At 47.3% G+C, this 2,685-nt stretch carries 4 protein-coding genes; all 4 read left to right on the top strand.

What is annotated here, in order from left to right; translation table 11 throughout:
* On the top strand, positions 1-670 hold a 670-nt coding region (locus ACFV2J_RS42415), incomplete at its 5' end, for a LysM peptidoglycan-binding domain-containing protein (RefSeq protein WP_385443824.1).
* An 8-nt stretch (positions 671-678) separates the two neighbouring features.
* Complete coding sequence (locus ACFV2J_RS42410) at positions 679-1,503, top strand: glycoside hydrolase family 73 protein (protein WP_376642737.1); 825 nt, start codon at positions 679-681, stop codon at positions 1,501-1,503.
* Entirely contained in the window at positions 1,472-2,257 is a 786-nt protein-coding gene (locus tag ACFV2J_RS42405) for a hypothetical protein (protein WP_376642735.1), read from the top strand. Before ACFV2J_RS42410 ends, ACFV2J_RS42405 begins: the two co-directional genes overlap by 32 nt.
* Positions 2,258-2,685: hypothetical protein (locus ACFV2J_RS42400; protein ID WP_385443821.1), on the top strand; the 428-nt coding region annotated here is incomplete at its 3' end. It lies immediately after the preceding gene.

The following is a 2,685-nucleotide window of genomic DNA, read 5'->3' as shown; positions in this document are numbered from 1 at the left end:
CGGTTCGGTTTCAATTGGGGTCTTTCTATTAGTCTCCCTTGTGACGCGTGGGCGTCCTGCTGAGGAAGAACAGTACGTGACTTCTGAAGCATTAGAGGGTGATTACTTGGATGGCAATCCTATGAATTCAAGCTTGGTTCAGGCACAGCTACAAAACAATCAATCTCTCATTGAAGGTAGCGTTGATACAGCCTTAAACAACTTTGCAAATGAATTGGGGCAGAACCAAGAATCATTTAAGTCAGATGTAATCGACACCATTACCGATATTGGCAAGGAAAACAAAACGTATGTTGACCAAGTAAAGGACAGCATTTCAAAACAGCTTGCCGATCAAGCGAAGAAATACAGCAACTTGGAAACAGAAAATGACCAGCTTCATAAAGAACTGGAAAAGCTGAAGAACGCGAAACCGTCAACACCTGCCAAAACGACAACACCTGCTAAAAAACCGTCAACCCCGGCTAAAAAGCCATCGCCAGCGAAAAAACCGTCTACACCAAAATACAAAACGGTGACGGTGAAAAAAGGTGACACGTTGTCAGAATTGACGCAGAAATATGGTAAGGGTGGTACAAAAGCCGCGTATATGGAAACAGCCAAGTTTAACAAACTCAAAGACCCGAACAAAATTAAACCGGGTCAGAAAATCAAAATCCTGACAAAGTAGGTGGAAGTATGGGCGTAAATATAAAGCCGTTTATCAAAGACGCGCAAGCCATACAGAAAGAAACTGGCATCCCTGCATCCATCATACTGGGTCAAATCATGTTAGAATCAGGCGGTTCAAACCCGGGCGGATTGTCCGGGCTTGCCTACTACTCTAAGAACCTATTTGGAATAAAGGGAAGAGGTACAGCAGGAAGTGCCACGATGGGTACGACCGAAGTATATAACGGTAAGACCTATCACGTGAAGGATGGCTTTGCAAAGTACAACAGCTATCAAGATTCCATACGCGCCCACGCGGAACTATTATCCAAGCCGCGTTATGCGTCAAAGCTGAAGAACGCAAAAAGCGTTGAGGACTATGCGAAGGGAATCAAAGCTGGAGGGTATGCAACAGACCCTAACTATGTAAATAAGCTTCTCGGCATTATCAGCAGTAACAACCTTCACCAGTACGATGATAAGGACATTACATTCAAAGGAACGTCAGGAGCCGGGGCGACAGGTGGGGATTCTTCATCTTCAGGCACTGACGACAAATCATATTTATCAAATATCATGTTCGGCGTGTTCAGATGGTCTCTTATTCTCGGGCTTGCTATCATTGCAATCGTGTTCTTTATGAAAGCCTTCCCAGCAGTCGGAGACGTTGCGAAAGGTACAGCATCCACCGCAATGGATTTTGTTCCGGGTGGTCGTGCTGTCAAATCTGTTTCTAAGGGAGCCAAAGCCATTAAGAAAGGACGCAGCGCGTCAAACCACATCAAGAAAGCCGCTACAATAGCAAAAGGAGTGAACAAGAATGCCGGAACTAGTCAAACAGCCGGGGGATGACCATAAAAAGAGTACATGGCGTGAACAGACCGTCACCATGCTACCGGGCGACATTACAACGGTTTATTTTGACGACACAAAGCCGAACCATTCAGCCATAACAAATAACACAAGTCAGATCGTGTACGTACACGAGCGCCCGAGCGTGTCGCCTAACAATTATCTTTTAGCCGTAGCGCCGGGGTCAACAAAGCTTTTGGCGCGACCGCTCGGCTATCACACAATCTACCTTGACGCCGCGATCGTGCAGCCCGAAAAAGTCCGGGTCGAATCTTGGATTGAGAAATTTACAGCGTCATCTATACCACAGTCCATTGACACCGTTCAGCTTGGGCAGATGACAGGAACCGTAGATATATCAGCGTTACCGCCGCTTGCGGCAGGCGACAAGCATATTGGGAGTGTTGAGATAGATAAGCCTGTCACACTCGGCGGGTCTTCTATCCCGGCGACACAACCTGTACCAACTCGGGAAGCCGGAATGAATGACTTTAGGGTTGGTGGGGTGAGTGTAGGCGTCACGCCTGTAATGGCAAAGTCAGGTTCTAGCAAACTGACAAACCGCCGAGAGTTGACGATCTACCCGCCTAACTCGGGTGTCATTTATTGGGGTAAGCAGGGTGTCGAGACGACTACAGGTGCGCCGCTCACGTCTAACGACAGCCCGCTAACATTTAAGGTTCATAGCCAAAGCCCTGACGTGTACCTAGTCGCTGATACTGAGACAGTCGTCACAATCGTGGAGGTGTCCTAATTGATTGAACTCGGGTCAAGGCGGACGCCGCCCTATGATGATACAGGCGTCAAAACAAGTATTTCAGATTTAAAAGACAAGATGGCAAAGCTTCAGGACACCGTTGACCATATGGACGTGTCAGATGAGATAAAGAACGATATTCTGACGCTTCAGCAAAAAGTCCAAGCGTTAGAGGATACCGCGGACGGTGGGTCAACTGGTGCAACTGACCAACAAATTCAAAGTATGAAGGCTGACGTTGATTCATTCGGCCGAGTCTTGGACGCTCATGTAAAGGACACGACCAAACACGTATCGTCTGAAGACCGTACCAAGTGGGACGGTATGAGTGACAGGGTGACGACATCAGAAACAAACCTGAAGAACCATATCGCAAATGCTAAACCTCACGTCTCGGATTCTGAACGTTTGAAATGGAATCAAAC

The organism is Streptomyces sp. NPDC059668, assembly GCF_042734135.1.
In the GTDB taxonomy this organism is placed as follows: Bacteria; Actinomycetota; Actinomycetes; order Streptomycetales; family Streptomycetaceae; genus Streptomyces.
The sequence above is the reverse complement of the archived record's forward strand: the minus strand, read 5'-3'. Positions and strand labels throughout refer to the sequence as shown.

Coding starts and splice junctions, on each gene's coding strand:
- ACFV2J_RS42410 (WP_376642737.1), top strand. CDS start 679: ATGGGCGTAAATATAAAGCCGTTTATCAAAGACGCGCAAGCCATACAG.
- ACFV2J_RS42405 (WP_376642735.1), top strand. CDS start 1,472: ATGCCGGAACTAGTCAAACAGCCGGGGGATGACCATAAAAAGAGTACA.